This window comes from Staphylococcus sp. GDY8P85P (assembly GCF_017892405.1).
GTDB classification, from domain to species: Bacteria; Bacillota; Bacilli; order Staphylococcales; family Staphylococcaceae; genus Staphylococcus; species Staphylococcus borealis.
In genome coordinates this window covers 1-23,246 of record NZ_JAESLA010000031.1, presented here as the reverse complement: position 1 = coordinate 23,246, position 23,246 = coordinate 1, and the positions used below count along the sequence as shown (strand labels likewise).

Genomic DNA, 23,246 nt, shown 5'->3' with positions numbered 1-23,246 from the left:
AATTATATCAATGTATTGTTATAAATACATCGAATACACTAACATTCGATATTAAGTTAAGATACTAGAATTATTTTAATTCTACAGTAGCTCCAACTTCTTCTAATTGTTCTTTAAGTTTTTCAGCTTCTTCTTTAGCAACGCCTTCTTTGATTACTTTAGGAGCGTTATCTACTAATTCTTTAGCATCTTTTAAGCCTAAGCCAGTTGCTTCTTTAACTGCTTTAACAACTTTGATTTTTGAAGATCCAGCTGAAGTTAACTCAACGTCAAATTCAGTTTTTTCTGCTGCTGCGTCTCCGCCACCAGCTGCACCAGCTGCTGCTACAGGAGCTGCTGCTGTTACACCAAATTCTTCTTCAATTGCTTTTACTAAATCGTTTAATTCTAATACTGACATTTCTTTAATTGCTTCAATGATTTGTTCTTGATTAGCCATTTTATATTTCCTCCAATTATTTTAAAATTTTATGCGCAATTATTCAGCGCTTTCTTCTTTTTGTTCTCCAACAGCTTTAACCGCATAAGCGAAGTTGCGTACTGGAGCTTGTAATACTGATAAAAGCATAGAAACAAGACCATCGTGTGAAGGTAATGAACCAACAGTTTTAACTTCTTCTGCTGAAATAAGGTTACCTTCCATAACGCCTGTTTTGATTTCTAAAGCTTCATGTTCTTTAGCAAATCCTGCGATAACTTTCGCTGGTGCTACTACATCTTCAGTTGAAGTTGCAACAGCTGTAGGACCTGTTAAGAATTCATCTAAGCCTTCGATACCTGCTTGTTTAGCTGCACGACGAACCATAGTGTTTTTATAAACTTTATATTCAACACCAGCTTCACGTAATTGTGAACGTAATTCAGTTACTTCTGCAACAGTTAAGCCACGGTAGTCGACGATAACAGTTGAAACTGAATTTTTAAGTTGTTCAGCAATAACATCAACTTGTTGTTTTTTAGCTTCGATAATAGCAGACATTCAGACACCTCCATTTTTATTTTTGGTGCTTTTTAAATTTCTCAATAAAAAAAGCACTTTCTACCCACGGCAAAAAGCGCTTGAAAGATCATTTATATGATCACACGTTCAAGTCAATTTTAGCCTCGGCAGGATGATGTTTTAAGTTAATGGTTAACTCCTACTGTCTTAGGTAAAATAATCACAATAAATAATATAACCTCATTGTTGTAATATGTCAATAACTTTTTCAATTTTTTTGTAATCAAACGAGCAAAAGTTATAGGAATTGTAGAAATTAAGCGTTATGTTCCATCCACATACGACCACTAATGTTTATAGACGACTTTTAATAGCCTGTGAATACAGATGTTTTACGTGTCATCTTCATGCGACACTTTTACAGAACTCAATTTATATCTATACATAAAAATAACCTGCGACTTTCAAAAAGTCACAGGTTCTATTTTCAATAAGTTTACACTTAATTATAATTTGAATGATGAAGTATCAATTTTAACTCCAGGACCCATTGTTGTAGTTACAGCAACAGATTTGAAGTAAGTACCTTTAGCTGATGATGGTTTAGCTTTAGCTAAAACATCTTGTAACGTTTTGAAGTTTTCAACTAATTTTTCATCGCTAAATGAAACTTTACCGATTGAAGCATGTACAATACCAGCTTTTTCAGCACGGTATTCAACTTTACCAGCTTTGATTTCTTCAACAGCTTTTTTAACGTCCATAGTTACTGTACCAGTTTTAGGGTTTGGCATTAAACCTTTAGGTCCTAATACACGACCTAATTTACCAACTTCGCCCATCATGTCTGGAGTAGCTACTACTACGTCAAAGTCGAACCAACCTTGTTGGATTTTTTGTACATATTCAGATTCACCTACGTAATCTGCGCCTGCTTCTTCTGCTTCAGTGATTTTGTCACCTTTAGCAAATACTAATACACGTTGTGATTTACCCGTTCCGTTTGGTAACACTACTGCACCACGGATTTGTTGGTCATTTTTACGTGTATCAATTCCTAAACGGAAAGCAACTTCAACTGATGCGTCAAAGTTAGCAATGCTTGTTTCTTTAGCTAAGCTGATTGCTTCTTCAACACTATAGTGTTTAGTACGATCAACTTTATTAGCTGCTTCTTGATACTTTTTACCTTTTTTAGCCATTTATTGTTCCTCCTTTAGTGGTTTTAGCGGAATTTCCTCCCACGCTTACTTGTGTCTAACACAAGTTAAGAGCAGATAACAGATGAATGTCTAATGTTTGAGCAATCTCATAAGAAATTACTAGTCATCCAGACCAATCATAGACAATATTGTCGTTGTCATTTCTGTTACCTGCTATCGTCTATCAGTTTATTTCAAAATTAAACTAACTTATTATTCTTTAATTATTGTACAGTGATACCCATACTACGAGCAGTACCTTCGATAATACGCATAGCTGCTTCTTCGTCTGCAGCGTTTAAGTCTTGCATTTTAGTTTGAGCAATTTCACGTACTTGATCTTTAGTTACTGTAGCAACTTTAGTTTTGTTAGGTTCACCAGAACCTTTTTCTACGCCAGCTGCTTTTTTAAGTAGTACTGGAGCCGGTGGAGTTTTAGTAATGAATGTAAATGAACGATCTTCATAAACACTGATTTCTACCGGAATGATTAAACCTGCTTGTTCTTGCGTACGTGCGTTGAATTCTTTACAGAATCCCATGATGTTCACACCTGCTTGACCTAATGCTGGACCAACTGGTGGTGCTGGGTTCGCTTTACCTGCAGGAATTTGTAATTTAACTACTTTTTCTACTTTTTTAGCCACGATGTGCACCTCCTTGATATCGTGATGTGGTCACAGGGCTCAGTTTTGCCCTCCCACTCATAAACATTTCGTGACGAAATGAGCGCTATAAAAACGCGACCACATTATTTTAACACTGAACCAACTTAAAAAGCAATAGTAAAATTTCATCTTTTTAGTTGTTCAATGCTTTTCCATAATTACTTGATTATAATTTTTCGATTTGATCAAATTCAACTTCAACTGGTGTTTCTCTTCCGAACATATCAACCAATACTGTTAATTTGAACTTATCAGGTTCAATCTCTTGAACTTCTCCTACTTGATTAGCAAATGGTCCAGATTTAATACGAACTTGTTCACCGACATCTAATTCAACATCAATTGTTTTTTCTTTCAGTCCCATTTGTTTCAAGATAAATCTCATTTCTTCTGGAAGTAATGGATTTGGTTTAGAACCTGCACCAGCTGAACCAACGAATCCTGTAACACCTGGTGTATTACGTACTACATACCAAGATTCATCAGTCATTACTAATTCTACAAGTACATAACCAGGGAATGTTTTTTTAAGTAGTTTTTTAGCTTTCCCATCTTTAACTTGTGTTTCTTCCTCTTCAGGTATGACAACTCTAAAAATCTGTTCTGTCATATTCATTGATTCTACTCTTTTTTCTAAATTCTTCTTAACCTTGTTTTCATATCCAGAATACGTATGCACAGCATACCAACGCTTTGCGCCAACCTCTTCAGACATGTTGTCACTCCTTATTCTTATCTAAATAATTCAATTAAATTACCAATACCTATATCTAACACCCAGAAAAAGACCATAAAGAAGATTACTGTAGAAACTACAATCACAGTATATTTAAAAAGTTCTTCTTTTGTTGGCCAACTTGTTTTTTCCATTTCACTTTTAACGCCTTGGAAGAAACTATCTTTTTCTTTGTTTGTGCCCTTATCTTTAGCCATCAAAATTACCTCCATACTCACAGTTAGTTAACCGCTACCTCTAATAGTAATAGTTTCACTATTATTTAGACTCTTTGTGAATCGTATGCGCATTACATCTCGAACAATATTTTTTTAATTCTAATCTCGTTGCAGAAGTTTCTTTTTTCGGTACATTATAGTTTCTTGTACCACAAACTTCACAAATTAAAGGTACTTTTTTCAATTCAGTTCACCTTTGCTCATTTTAATACCAGTATACTATACATAAATAAAACATTAAATGTCAAACTAGCACCGCTATATAAATGCTATTACAACTTACTAATGATGCTTCAATAAATAACACTTCATTTTTATTTTACAACGTTGAATACTATTGTAAACCACTTTATCTTTAATACCTAAATGTTTCGCAATTTCATTAGGCGTATAATCAGACATTAGTAATTGTGCTACACAACGTTCAAACTGACTTAGTGCTGTTAAACTACGCGTTAACATTTTACGTTGCTCATGTAACATACATACTTCTTCAATACGTTTGATAGATTGGTTCAATCTATATTCGATGACATAATCATTAATCATACTATCTCGTTTATTCATTTCGGTATACTTTCTTCTCCAAAAATCCTTTCGTATTGAACGTACAATACAGTTTAAATAGTGTTCGAAAGGAACATTCGTACTAAAATCAAATGTATGGAGTGCTAAGTAAATTCTGATTAGTGATTCTTGTACTAAATCTTCTATTTCTTCATTCTGCACTCTAGAACTTTTAAACTTTAGAATAAGCTCCGGTTGTATATGATTTACTATTTCTATAAATAATCTTTCTCGTTCGAGACTACAATGACTATTTTGAAACGCTTTAAATGTCTCCTCTAGTTGTTTGAATTGATGCGCCATAAACCTTCCCTTTCAAATTAAGTTAGAGAAAGTTTATACGATGTTATTTTCAAAAGACAAGTGGGCAATTTCAATCTTTGTTATGATTCCCGCGTCTTATTTTTTCAAATTCTGCTAATACATCATTTGATAATGAAATTCGAGTTCTTGGTTTACTTTCTGTGAAATTATCCAAAGACTTACTGACCGTGATTTCATTCTCTCTTAAATCACGCCACATTTCTCTCGAAGATACTCGATATGCGCCAGCACCAAATATGGCATGTTGCTCACTCATATCACTCGTTACAACGGTAATATGTGTTGTGTGTTTATTATATAGGTTATAAACATAACGTTCGATATAGCTATCTGCCGTTTCTTTTTCTTTAGTAAATACTGTTTTTACACCATGATAAATGTATTCTCTTTCTATACCTGATTGTTCATATGCATCAAACACACATACAACTTCATCAGCGACAACAGCATTATAGTTAGCAATGGCATCTAATAATTGTTCGCGTGCTTCTTGCAAATTATGCTTTGCAATCTTACCGAGTTCCGGTGACTGTCCAATCATATTGTAGCCATCAATAATTAAATATCTATCTTTCATGCGTTGTCCTCAATTTGATGACGTTTACGATAGACCTCATACATCATTAGACTCGCAGCTACAGATGCATTAAGGCTATTCACATGTCCAACCATTGGTATCTTGATGTAAAAATCACATTTATCTTTAACTAATCTACTCATACCTTGACCTTCACTACCTATAACGATAGCTAATGGCACATCCGCCGCCATATCTCTATAGTCCGTGGCATTATCCGCTTCAGCACCAGCCACCCAATAGCCATGTTCCTTTAATTCATCAATGGTTTTAGCTAAATTTGTAACACGCATAACCGGAACGTGTTGGATCGCACCAGTGGATGCTTTAGCTACAGTTTGTGTCAGCGCAACTGAACGTCTTTTAGGAATAATAACACCATCAACACCACTAGCATCTGCCGTTCTTAATATTGAACCTAAGTTATGTGGGTCTTCTAAGCCATCTAAAATTACAACCGTTGATAAACCTTCTTTATCTTTTTGCGATTGTATAAATTGATCGAAATCCGCATATTCATATGGGGCAATCAGTGCAGCGACACCTTGATGAGGTGCATTTGCTAAATTATCTAATTTGGATTTCGGCACAGTTTGCACAATTAATTTTTGTGCTTTTGCATTTTGTAAAATATCATTAATTTGTTGCTTTCTAATACCTTCTTGAATCCAAATTTTATTAATTGTATGGCCAGAAACAATCGCTTCTTTAACAGCATGTCTACCGACAATAACGATATCTTCCACTGTCTTCACTACCTTTCATTGACTGTTTGTACAATCATATCAAGTAAATTTTTCAATCTTTCTTCTTGATGATCTAAATATAAAAATCCAATGACTGCTTCTAACCCAGAACTTTTACGGTAAGTTTGAATATCTGTATTTTTAGCCTTAGTGTGACTTTTAGCATTGCGACCTCTTTTAACAATGTCTTGTTCTTCATCAGTGAACCAATTCATTTCAAACAATGTTTCTAAAGTTTGTGCCTGACTTTTAGCAGACACATAACTTTTCGAAACTTGATGTAATCGATTGGGCTTACTTTGTAATTTAAGAACAATATATTCACGCACGTGCTGGTCCAATACTGCGTCACCCATGTAGGCTAATGTTAATGGATTTAATAATTTAATATCCATACTATCCACGTTTAAAGCGTACACCTTGTGGCGTATCTTCTAGTATAATATTTTGTTCTTTAAGCATATCTCTAATTTCATCTGCACGTGCAAAGTCTTTATTTTTACGCGCTTCATTACGTTCTTCGATGAGTTTTTCAATATCTTCATCAAGTAACATATCTGATTCATTACCTTTAAGTGGCACACCGAGCACATCACTGAATATTTGATAAACTTCTTTAAATCTTGAAATGACTTGCGTAGATGTATTGTTTTCTAAAACGTATTTATTCGCAAGTTTAGACAAATCATACCAAGCAGTAACTGCGTTGGCAGTATTGAAATCATCATCCATAACAGTCTCAAACTGTTCTAAAATAGCATCGATTTGATCAATATAATTAGATTGATCAACAATATCTGTCGCAATCGTTTCACGTTCTTCTATCAATTGATAACTATTTCGGATACGCTCTAAACCACTCTTAGCTGCATTAACCAGTTCTAAATTATAATTAATAGGACTTCTATAATGTACGCTAATCATAAAGAATCGCAATACATCAGGATCTACTTCTTTAATGATGTCATGTACTAAAATAAAGTTACCTAATGATTTACTCATTTTTTCGTTATCAATATTTATAAAGCCGTTATGCATCCAGTAATTTGCGAATGGCGCGTGATTATGTGCTTCTGATTGCGCAATCTCATTTTCATGATGTGGGAATTGTAAATCAGAACCACCGGCATGAATATCAATTGTTTTACCTAATTCGTGAAACGCCATTACAGAACATTCAATATGCCAACCTGGACGTCCCTCACCAAAAGGACTTTCCCAACTAATTTCACCAGGTTTTGCTTTTTTCCATAATGTGAAATCTAGCGCATCTTCTTTTTGTTCTCCAGCTTCAATTCTTGCGCCTACTTTTAAATCATCTAATGACTGATGACTTAATTTACCGTACCCCTCAAATTGACGCGTTCTAAAGTATACATCGCCATCACTCTCGTAGGCATAACCGTCGTCAACTAAATCTTTAATAAAATCAATAATCTCGTCCATATGATTCATTACACGAGGATTTGAAGTAGCTTTCTTAACATTTAATGCGCCAACATCTTCATAAAATGCTTTAATATATTTATCTGCAATATCTGGCACACTCTCATTCAATTCTTTCGAACGGTTAATTAATTTATCGTCTACATCAGTGAAATTTGAAACATAAATCACTTCATACCCTTTATATTCGAAATATCTACGCACCACATCATAATTAATAGCTGGACGCGCATTACCAATATGAATGTAATTGTATACCGTCGGACCGCAAACATACATTTTCACCTTACCTGGTTCAATCGGTTCAAATGTCTCTTTTTGACGTGTCAAAGTATTATATAATGTAATCATCTTTAATCTCTCCGTTCTTAGCTTTTTCTAGTTGCTTTTCTAGTTGCTTAATTTGTTCAAATAATGGGTCAGGTAAATTACGATGATCAAATGTTTTACCAATACGTTTACCTTCTTGTTTAACAATATGTCCTGGAATACCGACGACAGTCGTATAACTTGGAACGGATTGTAATACTACTGAATTCGCACCAATATTTACATTTGAATCAATTTGAATATTACCTAGCACTTTTGACCCAGCTGCGATTAATACGTTATCGCCTATATCAGGATGACGTTTCCCTTTTTCTTTACCTGTACCACCTAGTGTGACACCTTGATAAATAGTTACATTATCACCAATTGTACAAGTTTCACCAATGACAACGCCCATACCGTGGTCTATGAATAAGCGTTTGCCAATTTTAGCACCTGGATGTATTTCAATCCCTGTAAAGAAACGTGATACTTGAGATATGATTCTCGCAAGTACATAACGTTTTTTATTATAAAGTTTATGCGCAATTAGATGACTCCATACTGCATGTAATCCAGCATAAGTTGTAATCACCTCAAATGTTGTACGCGCTGCTGGGTCTTGTTCAAACACCATTTTCACATCGTCTCTAATTCTTTTTATCAAGACTGTCGCCCCCTCAGTTTTTTAAAAAGTTAAAAATTTATCAAAATCAATATACACACTACTAACATACATAATAGATAAACAAAATAGCGCCCTAACACTAAGATGCTAGAGGCGCTACTGCACGGTTCCACTCTGTATTCTAGATAAAATTAAGCTAGTCCTTCACCCTACCTATAGGTGATAAAGTTAACTTTATCATACTCATTTACTTTATTTAGTTGATCAAACAAAGGTGCATTCAATATCGTCTATGGTGTACTCGCAGCGACCGTACACTCTCTGAAATCATAGTCTAATATTTACTAATCCTTTGCGCTTGTAACATCAATATTAACATGACTTTGCCATGTTTAACTTTATCATATTTTCTTTAATGTAAAATTTCAAGTGTTAGCTAAATGAAATGTTCATCTTGTTCACGTATATGCTTTACACCATTTACACGTATTTTTTTAATCGTGATAATACTTTGTCTTTACCTAGTACTTCAATTGTATTTGGTAATTCAGGACCATGCATTTGACCTGTTACGGCAACACGAATTGGCATGAATAATTGTTTACCTTTAATACCTGTTTCTTTTTGTACTTCTTTAATTGTCTTTTTGATGTCACCCGCTTCAAATGGTTCTAAAGCCTCTAATTTACCATATAGATGTGACATTAATTCTGGTACTTGTTCCCCATTAATAACCTCTTGTTCTTCTTTACCTAATTCAGGCATTTCATGGAAGAACATTTCAGATAACGGTACAATTTCGCCTGCATAACTCATTTCTTTTTGGTAAAGTGCAACTAATTTGCGACCCCATTCTCTATCAGCTTCACTTGGAGATTCTGGGATTAAATTAGCTTTGATAAGATGTGGTAATGCAAGTTCAAATACAGTATCTGTATCTTTCGTTTTCATATATTGGTTATTAACCCAAGCTAATTTTTGTCTATCGAACATTGCTGGTGATTTAGAAAGACGTTTCTCATCAAAGATCTTAATAAATTCTTCTTTAGAAAAGATTTCTTCTTCGCCTTCTGGAGACCAACCTAATAAAGTAATAAAGTTAAATAATGCTTCTGGTAAGTAACCTAAGTCACGATATTGCTCGATAAATTGTAAAATTTGACCATCACGTTTACTTAGTTTTTTGCGTTCTTCATTAACAATTAATGACATATGACCAAAACGTGGTGGTTCCCAACCAAACGCTTCATAAATCATAAGTTGTTTAGGTGTGTTAGAAACATGGTCATCCCCACGAATAACATCAGAAATTTCCATATAGTGATCATCGATGGCTACAGCAAAATTATACGTAGGTATGCCGTCTTTTTTAACGATAACCCAATCTCCTATGTTATTTGAATCGAATGAAATTTCACCTTTCACCATGTCATTAAACGTATACGTTTGATCTTGAGGCACACGGAATCTAATTGATGGGCGACGTCCTTCAGCTTCAAATTGTTGACGTTCCTCTTCAGTTAAATGTGCGTGTTGGCCACCATAACGAGGCATTTCACCACGTGCAATTTGTTCTTCACGTTCTTTTTCAAGTTCTTCTTCAGTCATATAACATTTATAAGCTTTATCTTCATCCAATAATTGCTGGATAAGTGGATTATAGATGTCACCGCGTTCAGATTGACGATAAGGACCATAACCTTTATCTTTATCGATAGATTCATCCCAATCTAAACCTAACCATTTCAAGTTATCAAATTGAGATGACTCACCATCTTCAAGATTACGTTTACTATCTGTATCTTCAATACGCACTACGAAATCACCATCGTAATGTTTAGCAAATAAATAGTTAAATAATGCAGTTCTTGCATTACCAATGTGTAAATATCCAGTTGGACTTGGCGCATATCTCACTCTAATGCGTTCACTCATCGTATTCACTCCTATAATTATTAATTCTGTTTTACCATCGAATTCATACGCTTTATCTAATATAGGTGGCGCGCTCTGTAATTTAACCGAGCAGTCATACACCATTCAGAAACATCTTCAAACCATTAGAAAAAAGTTATTCCAAACTATCATTTTAGACGTGTTTCCGAATAACTTTCCAATTTACATTCATCTTAGATAAAAGTTCGCATTTCTTCATTATTGTAGCATTAAATCAATACTTTGATAAGTCACATGTTTCCACTTACCACACTTAGTTGCACATTCACTCACATTACATAAATAGGTTTCATGCTTTGCTATTTGAAAAGCGTACGCTCACCATTTAGCGTTTCACATGAAACCTAGTCTTTTACACATATTTTAATATCATCATCAAACCTATTCTATGAATTATGATTCCGAATCGTCAACTTTTTTAGCGAAAATAATACGACCTGACGATGTTTGCAATAAACTGATAACCTCTAAGTCTACATGCTTACCAACAAGTGGTTTCGCATTATCAACCACTACCATTGCACCGTCATCTAAATAGCCAACACCTTGACCAGGTTCTTTACCCATTTTAGTCAATAGAATATTAATGCGATCGCCTTGATGTACATTTGGTTTAATTGCTTCAGACAAGTCATTCACATTCAACGCTTTAATTCCTTGAACGTGACATACTTTATTTAAATTAAAATCGGTAGTAATCACATGCGCATGATATTTCTGTGCTAATTTCACTAATAATTCATCGATATCACTGTGAGACTTTTGTGGATGTATCACACGTGTCGGATAATCTAAATCATATAATTCATTTAATATATCTAATCCACGTTGCCCTTTTTCACGCTTCACGCTATCATTCGCATCAGCAACGACTTGAAGTTCATTAATGACACCTTGCGGAATAAGTATTTCGCCATCGATAAAACCACATCGAATGACATCTAAGATACGACCATCGATAATTGCGCTTGTATCTAATAGTTTAGGTACGGCACTAATATTACTTTTAGACATAGAACGCGCCATGTTTTCCGGCAAGAACATGAGCATTTCGTCACGCTTCTTCAACCCAAATTGGAAGCCTAAATAACATAGCAATAAAGTAATAATAAGTGGTATAAGATGATTCAGTATCGTATTTCCAATCATTTCTAGAATAAACGAGGCCATTACTGAAATAAATAGGCCAATGATAAGTCCGAGTGTTGCAAATAAAATTTCAACTGCGCTACGTTGCATAATCCAATGTTCAACGGCTTTGAAAGTTCTTGTTACTTTATTAATAAAGAAGCCAAAAATCAAGAAAAATACTACGATACCTATTAAGCCGTCAATATAATAATTATTTAAAAATGGATAACCATTAATATTAAAATCTTTAAGTATTTCAGGTATTAGCAAAATACCAAGTGCCATACCTAAGATAATATATATAATGATTACAATGCCTTTTAATACTTTCAAAAGTCTCACCTCTTTTTCAGCTTATGTTACGCTTTAAAAGCATATTTAAGTGCCTCATGTACAGTAGAGACGCCTACTACTTTAATACCTTCAGGGAATTGCCATCCACCAATATTGGTTTGTGGAATAACCACTCGTTCAAACCCTAATTTAGCCGCTTCTTGAACACGTTGCTCAATTCGAGAAACACGTCTCACTTCACCAGTCAAACCTACTTCTCCAATATAACAATCCAGTCCATCCACTGCCTTATCTTTGAAACTTGAAGCTGTCGCTACAATAACGCTTAAATCAACTGCTGGTTCTGTTAGTCGAACACCACCTGCCACTTTAATATAAGCATCCTGTTGTTGTAATAAATAATTTTCCTTTTTCTCTAATACTGCCATTAATAAACTCAAACGATTATGATCAATTCCTGTAGCCATACGTCTAGGGTTATTAAATGTGGTAGGTGTCACTAACGCTTGAACTTCTATTAGCAATGGTCGCGTACCTTCCATCGTTGCTACAATTGTTGATCCAGGTACATTAGTAGACCGCTCTTCCAAGAACATTTCTGATGGATTGTGTACCCCTTTCAATCCGCTTTTTTTCATTTCAAAAATGCCCATTTCATTAGTAGAACCAAAACGGTTCTTAACTGCTCTCAAGATACGATAAGCATGATGCTCATCTCCTTCAAAGTACAATACAGTATCAACCATATGTTCTAATAAACGTGGTCCTGCAATTTGACCTTCTTTGGTTACATGACCAACGATAAATGTGGCGATATTCATTTGTTTGGCAATATTCATCAAACTCTGCGTGCTTTCTCGAACTTGAGATACAGAGCCAGGTGCCGAACTAATCTCTGGATGATATATGGTTTGGATCGAATCGACCACTAAAATATCTGGCTGTGCTTGTTGAACCGTTTGATATATCGCTTCTAAATCTGTTTCTGCCAGCACGTTTAAATTACTAGAATCTTCATCTAGACGATCAGCTCGTAATTTAGTTTGATTAAGTGATTCTTCACCCGTAATATACAGTACATTTAATTTTTGTGATAGTGATGCACAAATTTGTAGTAATAGTGTTGATTTCCCAATACCAGGATCTCCACCTATTAACACTAAAGAACCACTGACAATACCACCACCTAAAACGCGGTTAAATTCTTTTGATTCTGTCTGAACTCTTGGCGTCACTTCATTCTTAATATCATTTAATTTCTGGACCTTTGCGCTAGATGTTGTTGTCTTAACGCCGTGTTTGGGATTTGAAGCTTTTTCAACAATTTCCTCCATTTGATTCCATGAACCACAATTAGGACATTTTCCCATCCATTTTGGAGATTGATAGCCACAAGCCATACACTCAAAAATCACTTTCTTTTTGGCCAAAATTGCACCTCCGATTTTTCTTTGAACAAATCTATTTTATATGTAACGTTGTACAATGACAAATGTAAACTTAAGTATTTTATATAAATATGTTGCTATTCATTGTTCGAAATGACGTATATAGATAATCATTTTATTTCAGTTGAAATCATTACATTATATTTCAAAAAGTAATAGGAGTGGAACAGAATCCATTACGAATTCATGTCCCACTCCTAGATAAATGACGAGTGCTAAGGAACGCACTATATAAACATTATCTCACCTTCATTAGTTAACACGTACTTTGCGTTATAACCCTATACTATTTTTATCCTAAAAACAGCTAGGCCTAACGTTCATTTTATTAAATTATGCTTCTGTTTCAGTTACGTCACTATCTTCGTCTGAATCTGAAACATTATTATTTTTTTCGTTGATATTATATTTGAATTCATCGCCATCATGATCAATCACGACTTCTTTACCTTCGATTTGGTTGCCATCTAAAATTAATTCACTTAAGTTATCTTCAACTGTTTTTTGAATAGCTCTGATTAATGGACGTGCACCATACTCTGGATCATAACCTTCTTCCGCAATTTTCTCTTTCGCTTTGTCGGTTACTACAATATTAATATCTTGTTCAGAAAGACGTTGTGTTAATTTATTAACCATCATTGTAACAATTTCTTTTAATTCATCTTTAGTAAGTTTATGGAATACGATAATGTCGTCTACACGGTTTAAGAATTCTGGACGGAATGAATTTTTCAATTCTTTCATCATTGTCTTGCGAATCGTTTCATAGTCATGACCGTCAGAGCCACCACCGAAACCTGCAAAGCGTTGATCTTGTAATTCTTGTGCACCAACATTTGATGTCATAATAATCACAGTATTACGGAAATCAACTTGACGTCCTTTAGTATCCGTTAGATGACCATCATCTAACACTTGTAATAAGATATTAAACACATCTGGATGTGCCTTTTCAATTTCATCAAATAAAATAACTGAATAAGGTTTACGTCTAACTTTTTCAGTTAATTGGCCACCTTCATCATGACCTACATAGCCAGGAGGCGCTCCAACTAAACGGCTGACTGCATGTTTTTCCATAAACTCACTCATATCAACACGAATCATTGCATCTTCTTCGCCAAACATTGATTCTGCTAACGCTCTAGCTAGTTCCGTCTTACCTACACCAGTTGGTCCTAAGAAGATAAAGCTACCGATTGGACGTTTAGGGTCTTTCAATCCTGCACGTGCGCGACGTACTGCTTTACTTATAGATGTTACAGCGTCATTTTGACCAATCACTCTATCATGTAATGTTTGTTCAAGATTCAATAATCGGTCTGACTCTGTTTCATTGATTTTTGTAAGTGGTATGCCTGTCCAGCCTGCAATCACTTCACCAATATCTTCTTTAGATAGTGATGTAGATTTATCACCTTGCGTTGTTTGCCATTCATTTTTAGCATCTTCATATTGTTTTTCAAGTCTCGTTTGTTTATCACGTAAATTAGCCGCATTTTCGAATTCTTGAGCGTGAACTGCAGCGTCTTTTTCATTTTTCACTTTTTCAATTTCTTGCTCAATTTCTTTCAAGTTGTTAGGTGTTGTATGACTTTTCAATCTTACTTTTGAACTTGCTTCGTCAATTAAATCAATTGCTTTGTCAGGCAAGAAACGATCAGATATATAGCGATCACTTAATTTAGCAGCCGCTTCAAGTGCTTCATCAGAAATATTAATACGATGATGGGCTTCATAACGATCTCGTAATCCTTTTAAAATTGCGATTGTATCTTCAACAGAAGGTTCATCAACTTGAATGGGTTGGAAACGACGTTCTAACGCTGCATCTTTCTCGATGTTTTTACGGTATTCATCTAATGTTGTAGCACCAATACATTGTAATTCACCACGAGCTAATGCTGGTTTTAATATATTTGATGCATCAATTGCGCCTTCTGCACCTCCAGCACCAACTAATGTGTGCAATTCATCAATAAATAGAATAACGTTACCAGCTTGATGGATTTCTTCCATTACTTTTTTCAAACGTTCTTCAAATTCACCACGATATTTAGTACCTGCTACAACTGTTCCCATATCAAGTGACATGACACGTTTATCTTTTAATGTTTCAGGCACTTCATTATTAACAATCGCCTGTGCAAGACCTTCTGCAATTGCAGTTTTACCTACACCCGGTTCCCCAATTAGTACTGGGTTATTTTTAGTACGACGACTCAATACTTCAATCACACGCGTAATTTCTTTATCTCTACCCACAACAGGATCTAGTGTTCCATCTTTGGCAATCACAGTTAAATCACGTGCTAATCCATCTAATGTAGGTGTATTATTTGATTTATTTGCTGTAGCGTTTTTATTGCTCATTTCAGGACTTCCTAATGCTTTAACCACTTGAGCACGCGCTTTTGTAATATTTAAATCTAGATTAGCAAACACGCGCGCAGCTACGCCCTCGTTTTCACGAATTAAACCTAGTAAAATATGTTCTGTACCTACAAAGTTATGATGTAACTTTCTAGCTTCGTCCATTGAAAGTTCAATTACCTTCTTGGCTCTAGGTGTATAATGCAATGTTCCTGTTTGATCTTGTCCATGGCCGATTAATTTCTCAACCTCTTCAATCACTTTATCTTCGGTAATATTGAAACTTTCTAATACTTTAGCGGCTATACCTTCTGGCTCTTTCATTAAGCCAAGTAGTAAGTGTTCTGTACCTATATTAGAATGATTTAAACGTATAGCTTCTTCTTGCGCATGTGCTAAGACACGTTGTGCACGTTCAGTTAATCTACCAAATAGCATATATTTCTGTACCTCCTATTGTGTATATTCTCTTAATATATCTGCTCTCTTCTCATTTACAGAGATTGTTTCATCTTCATCGTTATAAATAAATGCTGATTGAATACTTACCATCAATTCATTAAATTTAAAGTCTTTCAATGTTAAATACCCTAAATCGATACCTAATTTCACTTCACTTAAACGATAGGAAGCTTCTTCCATTGAAATAATTCGACTGTTCTGTAAGATGCCCAACGACCGATAAACACGGTCTAACGTTTCCAATTCATTATAATGCGTTAAGCGTTCACGAATTTGCATTTCTTCATTTATAATTTGTTGAACAACTTCAGTTAAGTTATCTATAATTTCTTCTTCAGTTTTACCAAGTGTTAATTGATTTGAAATTTGATAGATATGGCCATAAACTTGCGAGCCTTCTCCATATATACCTCGAATCGTAAAACCAAAACGATTAATGGTCTGTGCAATACGATTCATACGTTTCATGATGGATAACCCTGGCAAATGTAGCATTACACTTGCTCTCATACCTGTACCAATATTAGTTGGGCATGTTGTTAAATACCCTAAATGTTCATCATAACTAATGTCTAGCGATTGATCTAACGTATCATCAATATCACTCGCTTTGTTATATAAATCGTGTAATGACAAATCATTTCCCATTGCTTGTATGCGTATATGGTCTTCTTCATTAATCATAATACTGATTGATTCGTCTTCATTTAATAACACTGCTGATGCCGGTTGTTTAATAAGTTCAGGACTAATTAAATGTTTAGCAACAAGTTTCATCTTGTTTTGTTGATCCATTGTATCTAATCGCATGAGAGACAAATTAGGTAATACATCTTGTACTTCATTTATCACTCTAAAGCCATCTTGTTCTGAGGGAAACATGAGTGGATGGACATGATTTTCTAAGTTTCTAGCTAATCGGATTCTGGAAGACATCACAATTGGAGATTCTTCCGTTTGCTTCATCCATTCACTGATATGCGTATTCATATCACTCATTACGTTCCACCCCGCTCTCGTCTTTCAATGCTTTTATTTCGTCTCTAACGATAGCAGCTTCTTCAAAGTTTTGTTCATCAATTAATACATTGAGATACTTCGTTTTTTCTTCGATTTGTTTTTTGATGGCAAGTTTCTTATGAGAAGAACGAGGCGTTTTACCTACGTGCTCAAATTGCCCACCTTGCACACGTCTTACTATATCTACAATGTCATCTTTAAATGTAGCATAACAATTTGCACAACCAAATTTCCCTACATGTGCAATATCTTTTAAAGTCATGTTGCATGTTGGACATCGCTTTTCTTCTTGAAAAGCCACTTCATGAAAATTAATTCCATGCTTAGTTGCTAAATGTTGCAATATTTGTTTGACGACGAAAGCTTCTTCAATATCATCTTGAAACTGAGAATGTGGCGATGTATTTTCATTTTGTTGCCAAGGATTTTCACCCTGCGCACAAATAGAACATACCCATTTCTCAGAAGTGCCTTCTTTACTTTTTACTGTGAGTTTAACCTCTGCTTCATTTAAATGACAGTTTTCACAAAGCACACATAGACACCTCGCTTTTCTACTAATAATAATTAATGATTGGTAATACGCGTTTTAATATGTTGGCTCTAATGATATCTCGAGCAACCACGTCCATTTTTAATGTTTCGCGATCTACGATTACTTGAATCATTCTTGCTTCTCTTTCACTGATGAGTCCCTTATCTAGCAAACCATCTATAATATAATACGCTTGTTGTTGAGAAATAGATGGCCCAATGATTTGCAATAGGTGATTAATATACCCCGTTGCATCTTTATTTTCAATTTTAGTGATTCGGATATAACCTCCGCCACCACGTTTACTTTCTATTTCATAACCATGTTCATTTGTGAATCTAGTTTTAATAACATAATTTAGTTGAGAAGGTACACAGTCGAAACGTTGAGCAATGTTAGCTCGTTGAATTTCTACCACGTCTTCATTACTTTCTTCAAATAACTTTTTAATGTACTGTTCTATGATGTCAGACATGTTGTGCATGATTTACCACCTCTTTTGACCTTCTTTGACTATATTATATGAGCATCTTTGACCTTTTTCAACCAATTTGTTTTTTAATTTTCTAAAATAATGATGTTACATGCAAGAATTTAATGTATTATATTAATTAAGAAAAATTTAAAGGAGTAGAATTATGCATATTCTTATTGGGATTATTGGGATAATTTTCTTTTTGGCACTTGCATTTTTGTTTAGCTCTGACAGAAAAAATATTCGCTGGCAATATGTTGGTCTTTTATTAGTCATCCAACTTGTATTTGCGTTTATTTTATTAAAAACGACAGCAGGTATTACAGTTATTGGGGGGATTTCGGAAGGATTTAACTACTTATTACAAAAAGCTGCAGAAGGGGTTAACTTCGTGTTTGGCGGATTCAAATTTGTCGATCCAAAAAACCCACCATTCTTCTTTAGCGTATTACTACCAATTGTATTTATTTCAGCATTAATTGGTATCTTGCAATACACTCGAATCTTACCATGGATTATTAATGTTTTAGGATTCTTAATCTCTAAAATTAATGGTATGGGACGTTTAGAATCTTATAACGCAGTAGCTGCTGCAATCTTAGGTCAATCGGAAGTGTTTATTTCATTAAAACAACAATTACCTTACATACCTAAACAACGTTTGTACACATTGACCGCTTCAGCAATGTCGACAGTATCAGCGTCAATTATCGGTGCTTACTTCACATTGATTGAACCTAAATACGTTGTTACAGCAGTAGTATTAAACTTATTCGGTGGTTTCATTATTGCTTCTATCATCAATCCTTATAAAGTTAATGAAGAAGACGATAAACTATTAGTAGACGAAAGCGAAACTAAAAAACAATCATTCTTTGAAATGTTGGGAGAATACATTTTAGACGGGTTCAAAGTGGCAGTAATCGTTGGTGCGATGTTAATAGGTTATATTGCCATCATCGCATTATTAAATGGTATCGTTAGTGGTATCTTCAGCTTTGTTTCTGGTGGCGCAATTACATGGGATTTCCAAACGTTAATTGGATTTGTCTTCGCACCATTAGCATTTTTAGCTGGTGTACCGTGGGAAGATGCTGTTAAATCTGGTTCAATTATGGCAACTAAATTATTATCTAATGAATTCGTTGCAATGCAATCATTAGGAAACTTAAAAGATATTTCTGAACATGCTAAAGGTGTTACATCAGTATTCTTAGTATCATTTGCTAACTTCAGTTCAATTGGTATCATTTCAGGTGCTATCAAATCACTTAACTCTGAAAAAGGTGACGTCGTAGCACGTTTTGGACTTAAATTATTATTAGGTGCAACATTGGTATCATTTATTTCAGCAGCAATCGCTGGATTCTTTATCTAATATTGAAATTAAATACCCTAGAACTTCTGACAACTAGAAGTTCTAGGGTATTTTCATAGATGGAAACACTCAAATGCGTCTCTCCATTACCTACTATTCTTTTATTTGACCATATGATCGATAAAGTATTGTGTCACTCTATAATCATCCGTTAATTCAGGATGGAATGATACGCCTAAATATTTCCCTTGTTTGACTGCTACAATCTTTTCGCCCACAGTGCTTAATATTTCTACGCCCTCTTCAACACTAGCAATATGAGGTGCTCTAATAAATACACCTTCAATGTCTTCAGCTATACCTTTAATATCTAACTCTGCTTCAAAACTATCCACTTGTCTGCCAAATGAATTACGTTCAACAGTGATATTCAACTTTTTCAAATAGCCAGTTTCACCTTCGACATCTTTCGCAAGTACGATAAGGCCTGCACATGTACCAAACATTGGTAAATCAGACTGTTGTAACTTTTCTTTAAATCCATATAGATCCATTAATCTTCTTAGTGTAGTAGATTCTCCACCTGGAAGAATTAATCCATCTATTTCTTCTAATTGTTCAACCTTTTTAACTGCAATACCTTCATGACCACTAAGTTCAATATGACGAATGTGTTCACGTACGGCACCTTGCAATGCTAATACACCAATCTTCATAAATTACCAACCACGCTCTTGCATACGTTCTTCTAATGAAATTTGATTAATATCTAAACCTTTCATTGCTGTGCCTAATTCTGAAGCTAATTTACCGATAAGTTCATAATCTTGGTAATGCGTCGTAGCTTGAACAATTGCTTTAGCAAATTTCTCAGGGTCTTCTGATTTAAAAATACCTGAACCAACAAATACACCATCAGCGCCTAATTCCATCATTAAAGCAGCATCTTGAGGTGTAGCAACACCACCAGCTGCAAAATTAACAACAGGTAAGCGTCCGTGATCTTTAATTTGTTTTAACACATCATATGGTGCACCTAATTCTTTAGCATAAGTCATAATTTCATCGTCATTCATAACAACTAAACGACTAACTTCTGAATTAACTTTTCTCATATGTCTAACAGCTTCAACAATATTACCAGTACCCGGTTCACCTTTAGTACGTAACATCGCAGCACCTTCACCAATACGACGTGCAGCTTCTCCTAAGTTACGGCAACCACACACAAACGGAACAGTGAATTGATCTTTTCTTAAGTGGTATTCTTCGTCTGCAGGTGTTAATACTTCAGATTCATCAATATAATCTACACCCATAGCTTCTAATACACGTGCTTCAGTAATGTGACCGATACGTGCTTTTGCCATAACTGGAATTGATACAGCATTCATTACTTCTTCAACAATTTTAGGATTAGCGCTACGTGCTACCCCACCAGCTGCTCTGATGTCAGATGGTACACGTTCCAAAGCCATAACGGCAACTGCGCCAGCTTCTTCAGCAATTTTAGCTTGTTCTGCATTAACAACGTCCATAATAACGCCGCCTTTTTGCATTTCAGCCATTCCTCGTTTAACTCGATCTGATCCTACGATTTTAGACATAATATTAACCCCTTTTCACATTTGATTAAATTCATTTTAAGTTATAAACTGATATTTAAAAAGGTACAATTTATTTATAAAACTAGGGGTCAGTTTAAAAATGAAAAAGCAAAAATTATATATAGCATTATATGAGCAGCTGAAAAATCAAATTATCGAAGGTCAATATCAAACACAAGATAAATTTCCTTCAAAGCGCCAATTAAGTGAACATTTATCACTTAGCCATACAACTATTGAGCATGCCTATCAACTACTTTTAGATGAAGGTTTTATCTACTCTAAACCTCGCTCCGGCTATTATGTATCTGACATACAGTCTCTCCCTGTCATTAATGTTAATAGCCCATCTATTGAAACAGAAGCGAATCCAATTGACACTAACCAATATAAGTATGCATTTAATTTAGCAGAGATAGATGCCGAATATTTCCCTCTAAATCTTTTTAGAAAATTTGCAAAGGAAGCATTTGAAGATAATGAATTAGCGCTTTTAGAAAAAGGAGACATACAAGGTGAATTAAATTTACGACAACAAATCGCACATTATCTATTTAATAGTAGAGGTGTGTCATGTCATCCAAATCAAATTATCATTGGGTCTTCTACTGAGCAATTACTTAACATGATTACTGATATTCTTAAAACATCGTCATTCATAATAGAAAAACCAAGTTATCCTCCAATTAAACATGTTTTGGATAAAAACAATCACGATTATATTCAAGCAACTGTTGAGAAAGATGGAATAAACATGACTGACGTACTTAATTCTAATAATGATATTGTATATATCACACCATCTCATCAATTCCCAACTGGCTATGTCATGAACTTAAAAAAACGTACCCAACTCATTAAATGGGCTCATCAGAAACATAGTAGATATATTATTGAAGACGATTATGATTCAGAATTCAGATATTACGGTAAACCAATTCCTGCTTTACAAAGTTTAGATAAAAAAGACAAAGTAATCTATATTAGTACATTTTCAAAATCACTTTATCCGAGTTGTCGTATTGCTTATATCGTTTTGCCTCAAACATTATTACAATCTTATTTATCTATGCCTTATAAAGAGAGTAATACCGTCCCTGTTCATATCCAACAAATCATTACGAATTTTATGTCATCTGGAAGTTTTGAACGTCATTTAAATAAAATGAGAAAAATTTATAGAGAGAAACTAAATTATATATTGCAACGATTGGAACCCTATAAGGAACAACTAAATATTGAAGGCGCATTAACAGGAATGCATTTCACACTAACAGTAAATAATGGACTTACCATGTCTCAATGCCTGCACAATGCGGAAGAACTAAAATTAAAATTAAATATCTACAACTATGATGATCAAATTGAACCACTCCCAAAGTTTATTATTGGTTTCGGTGGTATTCCCAATCATCAGCTTAAAGAGCATACTGATATTTTAATCAAAGCATTAACTTTATAATCATTAAAAAGTGGGAGAGAAACAGAATTCTTTTGAATTCGTCGTAACCCCAACTTGCTTAGCTTGTAAAATCACTTTCGTGATTTTTTGTGTTGGGGCCCCGACCCCAACTTGCTTTGCTTGTAAAATCACTTTCGTGATTTTTTTGTGTTGGGGCCCCGCCCACCTCCGCAAGGGTGACTAGAACTGAGAAAAGCTTGAGTTAAGCGCCTTCTCAGTTCAGTCAGCTACTGCGAATTTGCTAAATAGCATTATTATATTATTTTTGTCCCAGACTGACTTTACTTTACTTGTAGAATTTCAATGAACGTATTTGCTAATTATTCGCAAATACACTTTTTTAATAAAGTTCCAGTGATTTCTTCCAATTATAAGAAATCATTACAGATATACTCATTACCAATAGTATAATTACAAGTTCTGAAGCCATATAACCATGTGCTAAATGAACTGTAAATAAAGCGCCAAGCATAATTATAATGAAACCAGCAGCAACATAGTTTGCAAATAAACCTATGATCATTAATATGCCTCCGATAAACTCAAATAACCCTAATATAATGCCTAAGAATGCAGGGAAACCTAAATCAGACATCATTGCCATCGGTTCTTTAAATCCACCAAATACTTTTTGAGATCCATGTATTGTAAATGTAATACCTAACATAAGTCTTATTAATAATAAAGCAATTCTCATTGTAAGCCGTTCTCCTTATAGATATATTTATTATACTTAATATATTACATATACTACATGATGTTAATTATTATTTCAACCTTTATATCATTAAACCTTCGGTT

Annotated in this window: 25 protein-coding genes and 1 other annotated feature; of the genes, 2 read left to right on the top strand and 23 right to left on the bottom strand. The window is 34.5% G+C overall.

All coding sequences use genetic code 11. The features are described 5' to 3' along the window. Positions 1-70: 70 nt before the first annotated feature. The 20 genes from rplL to KA828_RS07495 form a co-directional block, all read right to left on the bottom strand. Positions 71-439: a 50S ribosomal protein L7/L12 gene (gene rplL / locus KA828_RS07590; RefSeq protein WP_011276720.1), complete on the bottom strand. Its 369-nt coding sequence runs from the start codon at positions 437-439 to the stop codon at positions 71-73. Between the two features lie 39 nt (positions 440-478). Then, positions 479-979 carry a 50S ribosomal protein L10 gene (gene rplJ, locus KA828_RS07585; protein ID WP_210125957.1) on the bottom strand — a complete coding sequence of 167 codons (501 nt, stop codon included), beginning with the start codon at positions 977-979 and terminating at the stop codon, positions 479-481. A gap of 38 nt (positions 980-1,017) precedes the next feature. Beyond that, positions 1,018-1,170 (bottom strand) — a sequence feature (ribosomal protein L10 leader region). 276 nt (positions 1,171-1,446) lie between these two features. Then, complete coding sequence (gene rplA, locus KA828_RS07580) at positions 1,447-2,142, bottom strand: 50S ribosomal protein L1 (RefSeq protein ID WP_011276724.1); 696 nt, start codon at positions 2,140-2,142, stop codon at positions 1,447-1,449. Between the two features lie 224 nt (positions 2,143-2,366). Next, complete coding sequence (gene rplK, locus KA828_RS07575; protein ID WP_001832298.1) at positions 2,367-2,789, bottom strand: 50S ribosomal protein L11; 423 nt, start codon at positions 2,787-2,789, stop codon at positions 2,367-2,369. Between the two features lie 187 nt (positions 2,790-2,976). After that, positions 2,977-3,525: a transcription termination/antitermination protein NusG gene (gene nusG / locus KA828_RS07570; RefSeq protein ID WP_053031020.1), complete on the bottom strand. Its 549-nt coding sequence runs from the start codon at positions 3,523-3,525 to the stop codon at positions 2,977-2,979. A 17-nt stretch (positions 3,526-3,542) separates the two neighbouring features. After that, a complete protein-coding gene (gene secE / locus KA828_RS07565; protein WP_011276726.1) occupies positions 3,543-3,743 on the bottom strand; it encodes a preprotein translocase subunit SecE in 201 nt (66 codons plus the stop codon). Positions 3,744-3,804: 61 nt separating this feature from the next. Beyond that, positions 3,805-3,948, bottom strand: a complete 144-nt coding sequence (gene rpmG, locus KA828_RS07560; RefSeq protein WP_080365550.1) for a 50S ribosomal protein L33 — start codon at positions 3,946-3,948, stop codon at positions 3,805-3,807. A 98-nt stretch (positions 3,949-4,046) separates the two neighbouring features. Further along, positions 4,047-4,634 (bottom strand): sigma-70 family RNA polymerase sigma factor, encoded by a 588-nt coding sequence (locus KA828_RS07555; protein ID WP_210125956.1) that lies wholly within the window; start codon positions 4,632-4,634, stop codon positions 4,047-4,049. Positions 4,635-4,704: 70 nt separating this feature from the next. Then, a complete protein-coding gene (locus KA828_RS07550) occupies positions 4,705-5,232 on the bottom strand; it encodes an NYN domain-containing protein (RefSeq protein WP_053031016.1) in 528 nt (175 codons plus the stop codon). Continuing rightward, positions 5,229-5,978 (bottom strand): 23S rRNA (guanosine(2251)-2'-O)-methyltransferase RlmB, encoded by a 750-nt coding sequence (rlmB, locus tag KA828_RS07545; protein ID WP_210125955.1) that lies wholly within the window; start codon positions 5,976-5,978, stop codon positions 5,229-5,231. The genes KA828_RS07550 and rlmB overlap by 4 nt, the downstream gene beginning before the upstream one ends. A gap of 8 nt (positions 5,979-5,986) precedes the next feature. Beyond that, on the bottom strand, positions 5,987-6,373 hold the full coding sequence (locus KA828_RS07540) for a Mini-ribonuclease 3 (protein ID WP_107630137.1): 387 nt from the start codon (positions 6,371-6,373) through the stop codon (positions 5,987-5,989). Position 6,374: 1 nt separating this feature from the next. Continuing rightward, on the bottom strand, positions 6,375-7,775 hold the full coding sequence (gene cysS, locus KA828_RS07535; RefSeq protein WP_053031010.1) for a cysteine--tRNA ligase: 1,401 nt from the start codon (positions 7,773-7,775) through the stop codon (positions 6,375-6,377). Further along, positions 7,759-8,400, bottom strand: coding sequence for a serine O-acetyltransferase (gene cysE, locus KA828_RS07530; RefSeq protein WP_070854635.1), 642 nt, complete (start codon positions 8,398-8,400; stop codon positions 7,759-7,761). The genes cysS and cysE overlap by 17 nt, the downstream gene beginning before the upstream one ends. Positions 8,401-8,841: 441 nt before the next feature. After that, complete coding sequence (gene gltX, locus KA828_RS07525; RefSeq protein WP_107630139.1) at positions 8,842-10,296, bottom strand: glutamate--tRNA ligase; 1,455 nt, start codon at positions 10,294-10,296, stop codon at positions 8,842-8,844. Positions 10,297-10,710: 414 nt separating this feature from the next. After that, positions 10,711-11,733 (bottom strand): PIN/TRAM domain-containing protein, encoded by a 1,023-nt coding sequence (locus KA828_RS07520; protein WP_481906426.1) that lies wholly within the window; start codon positions 11,731-11,733, stop codon positions 10,711-10,713. 74 nt (positions 11,734-11,807) lie between these two features. Next, positions 11,808-13,172 carry a DNA repair protein RadA gene (gene radA, locus KA828_RS07515; RefSeq protein ID WP_210125953.1) on the bottom strand — a complete coding sequence of 455 codons (1,365 nt, stop codon included), beginning with the start codon at positions 13,170-13,172 and terminating at the stop codon, positions 11,808-11,810. 351 nt (positions 13,173-13,523) lie between these two features. Next, complete coding sequence (locus KA828_RS07510; RefSeq protein ID WP_210125952.1) at positions 13,524-16,004, bottom strand: ATP-dependent Clp protease ATP-binding subunit; 2,481 nt, start codon at positions 16,002-16,004, stop codon at positions 13,524-13,526. A gap of 15 nt (positions 16,005-16,019) precedes the next feature. Further along, the gene (locus tag KA828_RS07505; protein ID WP_053031002.1) at positions 16,020-17,027 is read right to left on the bottom strand and encodes a protein arginine kinase; all 1,008 of its coding nucleotides are present in this window, start codon (positions 17,025-17,027) and stop codon (positions 16,020-16,022) included. Continuing rightward, on the bottom strand, positions 17,020-17,583 hold the full coding sequence (locus tag KA828_RS07500; protein WP_053031000.1) for a UvrB/UvrC motif-containing protein: 564 nt from the start codon (positions 17,581-17,583) through the stop codon (positions 17,020-17,022). Before KA828_RS07500 ends, KA828_RS07505 begins: the two co-directional genes overlap by 8 nt. Before the next feature lie 22 nt (positions 17,584-17,605). Next, a complete protein-coding gene (locus KA828_RS07495; protein ID WP_053030998.1) occupies positions 17,606-18,067 on the bottom strand; it encodes a CtsR family transcriptional regulator in 462 nt (153 codons plus the stop codon). Positions 18,068-18,221: 154 nt separating this feature from the next. Here KA828_RS07495 and KA828_RS07490 point away from each other — a divergent pair, with 154 nt between their 5' ends. After that, complete coding sequence (locus KA828_RS07490; RefSeq protein WP_053030996.1) at positions 18,222-19,436, top strand: NupC/NupG family nucleoside CNT transporter; 1,215 nt, start codon at positions 18,222-18,224, stop codon at positions 19,434-19,436. A gap of 101 nt (positions 19,437-19,537) precedes the next feature. Here the strand turns inward: KA828_RS07490 and pdxT are convergent, their stop codons facing one another. Together pdxT and pdxS are read right to left on the bottom strand one after the other, a co-directional pair. Then, positions 19,538-20,092, bottom strand: coding sequence for a pyridoxal 5'-phosphate synthase glutaminase subunit PdxT (gene pdxT, locus KA828_RS07485; protein WP_156305016.1), 555 nt, complete (start codon positions 20,090-20,092; stop codon positions 19,538-19,540). A gap of 3 nt (positions 20,093-20,095) precedes the next feature. Beyond that, the gene (gene pdxS / locus KA828_RS07480) at positions 20,096-20,983 is read right to left on the bottom strand and encodes a pyridoxal 5'-phosphate synthase lyase subunit PdxS (RefSeq protein ID WP_070854640.1); all 888 of its coding nucleotides are present in this window, start codon (positions 20,981-20,983) and stop codon (positions 20,096-20,098) included. A 100-nt stretch (positions 20,984-21,083) separates the two neighbouring features. On the opposite strand from pdxS, the gene pdxR reads away from it, so the two are divergent. Continuing rightward, positions 21,084-22,445, top strand: a complete 1,362-nt coding sequence (gene pdxR / locus KA828_RS07475; protein WP_210125951.1) for a MocR-like pyridoxine biosynthesis transcription factor PdxR — start codon at positions 21,084-21,086, stop codon at positions 22,443-22,445. Positions 22,446-22,785: 340 nt separating this feature from the next. On the opposite strand, the gene KA828_RS07470 is transcribed toward pdxR, so the two are convergent. Next, positions 22,786-23,142 (bottom strand): DoxX family protein, encoded by a 357-nt coding sequence (locus tag KA828_RS07470; protein WP_210125950.1) that lies wholly within the window; start codon positions 23,140-23,142, stop codon positions 22,786-22,788. Between the last annotated feature and the right edge of the window lie 104 nt (positions 23,143-23,246).